Origin of the sequence: Mycolicibacter kumamotonensis, from assembly GCF_002086285.1 — a bacterium.
Lineage (GTDB): Bacteria > Actinomycetota > Actinomycetes > Mycobacteriales > Mycobacteriaceae > Mycobacterium > Mycobacterium kumamotonense.
Genome location: NZ_MVHU01000097.1, coordinates 1 through 1,348, shown reverse-complemented (window position 1 = coordinate 1,348; position 1,348 = coordinate 1). Strand labels below are relative to the sequence as shown.

Below are 1,348 nucleotides of genomic sequence, written 5' to 3'. Positions count from 1 at the left end.
TGAATCGCCCTGGGTTTGATGGAGGCTCGGGCTATTGGATTTCGACCAGGGGTTGGCCGGTCCGCTGCCCAGCGTAGAAGGTGTCCTCGAACTCGGCCGGAGGCACGTCGTCGAGGTAGCCGTGGAGGCGGGCCGTGTTGTGCCAGTGGACCCAGCTCAGGGTGGCCAGTTCGACGTCGTCGACGGTTTTCCACGGCCCGTTGTGGGCGGGTCCGTAGATCAGCTCGGCTTTGTAGTAGCCGTTGACGGTCTCTGCCAGAGCGTTGTCGTAGCTGTCGCCGACGGTGCCGATGGAGGGTACCGCGCCGATCTCCGCCAGGCGCTCCCCGTAGCGAATGGAGGTGAACTGCGATCCCGCATCGGAGTGACATCGCAAGCCCGGCAACGTGTTTCCGCGGGACCAGCGGGCCATCTCGATCGCATCGAGCACCATGGTGGTGCGCATATTCGCAGCGACACGCCAGCCGACGATCATCCGGCTGAAGGCATCGACGATGAAGCACACGTAAGCCACCCCTGCCCAGGTGGGCACGTAGGTCAAGTCGGTCACCCACAGCTGATTGGGGCCCTGAGCAGTGAATTTGCGGCCAACCAGATCGGGGTGCCGGTCAGCGCCGGTCGCAGGCTTGGTGGTGCGCACTTGTTTGCGCCGATGCACCCCGGCGATCCCGGCGACGCGCATCAGTCGGGCGACCTGGTCGCGGCCGATGTCGTGGCCGGCCCGGCCGGCGGCCTTCCACAGCTTGTGAGCGCCGTAGACACGGTAGTTGTCCTCCCAGAGCTTGACCAGGACCGGCGTCATGACCGCGTCCCGACAGGCCCGTTTCGACGGAGTGCGCTTCTTGGCTGCGTAGTAGGTACTCGGGGCCACCTGCACCCCTGCGCTACGCAGGACGGTGCAGATGGGCTCGACCCCGAATTCCTCGCGGTTGGCGTCGATGAATTCGACTATCTCTTGTGTTGGCGGTCGAGCTCCGCCCCGAAGAAACTCGCCGCTCGCTTCAGTATCTCGTTGGCGCGCTTAAGTTCTCGATTCTCTTGCTCGAGTTCTTTAATCCGTTGAGCCTCAGTGGTCGACACCCCGGCGGCATAGCCATCATCGATGTCGGCCTGACGCACCCAGTTCCGCACCGACTCCACCCCGTAGCCGAGCTGGTTGGCGACCCGCGCGATCACCCCGCGCTCGGTGCCCAACTCCGCACGCAACGTTCGAACCATCCGTACCGCGCCGGCCTTCTGCTCGGCGCTGTAGCGACGGCTCGTCGGCCCACCGGGCAACTGCTTCTTCGACATGGCTCCATCCTCGTTTCCAAGGTCTGGAGCCTCCATCAAACCCAGGGCGATTCAC

Annotated in this window: 1 protein-coding gene and 1 other annotated feature; the gene reads right to left on the bottom strand. The window is 64.5% G+C overall.

Features of this window, described 5'->3' with window-relative positions; genetic code table 11:
* Positions 1-31: 31 nt before the first annotated feature.
* A protein-coding gene (locus BST28_RS22895) for an IS3 family transposase (protein ID WP_234808396.1) occupies positions 32-1,293 on the bottom strand; the annotation gives its coding sequence in 2 pieces (ribosomal slippage) (positions 32-990 and positions 990-1,293; 1,263 coding nt in all).
* Positions 863-994 (bottom strand) — a sequence feature (AL1L pseudoknot). It overlaps the preceding gene by 132 nt.
* Positions 1,294-1,348: the final 55 nt, after the last annotated feature.